Raw genomic sequence first — 614 nt, 5'->3', positions numbered from 1 at the left:
GGCGCCGCGCCGCGCCCGGCGGATGAACGCGCAGCAGGCGGCGGCCTTCGTGCGCGCCCTGGCGGCGGCGAATCCGGCGCCGGAGACCGAGCTCGACTTCTCCTCGCCCTACACGCTGCTGGTGGCCGTTGCCCTCTCGGCCCAGGCGACCGACGTCTCGGTGAACAAGGCCACGGCCACGCTGTTCCCCGCCGCCGACACGCCGGAGAAGATGGTGGCGCTGGGCGAGGAAGGGGTCGCCGAGCATATCCGCCGCATCGGGCTGTGGAAGTCGAAGGCGAAGAACGTGGTCGCCCTGTCGCGGCTGCTGCTGGAGCGGCATGGCGGCGAGGTGCCCGCCGACCGCGCCGCGCTGGAGGCGCTGCCCGGGGTCGGGCGGAAGACCGCCAACGTGGTGTTGAACGTGGCCTTCGGCGAGGAGGCGATGGCGGTCGACACCCATATCTTCCGCCTGGGCAACCGCACCGGCCTGGCGCCCGGCCGCACCCCGCGCGCGGTCGAGGATGCGCTGATGCAGCGCGTGCCCGCCGATCTGCTGCGCGACGCGCATCACTGGCTGATCCTGCACGGGCGCTACATCTGCAAGGCGCGCGCCCCGGAATGCTGGCACTGCG

1 protein-coding gene is annotated in these 614 nt (G+C 73.3%); it reads left to right on the top strand.

Annotation, left to right across the window (positions count from 1 at the left end; genetic code table 11):
• Nucleotides 1–22: 22 nt before the first annotated feature.
• Nucleotides 23–614, top strand: a 592-nt coding sequence (nth, locus tag BKE38_RS30085; RefSeq protein ID WP_076960713.1) for an endonuclease III, incomplete at its 3' end; no start/stop codon positions are given.

Source organism: Teichococcus deserti, from assembly GCF_001982615.1.
GTDB lineage: Bacteria > Pseudomonadota > Alphaproteobacteria > Acetobacterales > Acetobacteraceae > Pseudoroseomonas > Pseudoroseomonas deserti.
This window is presented reverse-complemented; position numbering and strand designations above follow the sequence as displayed.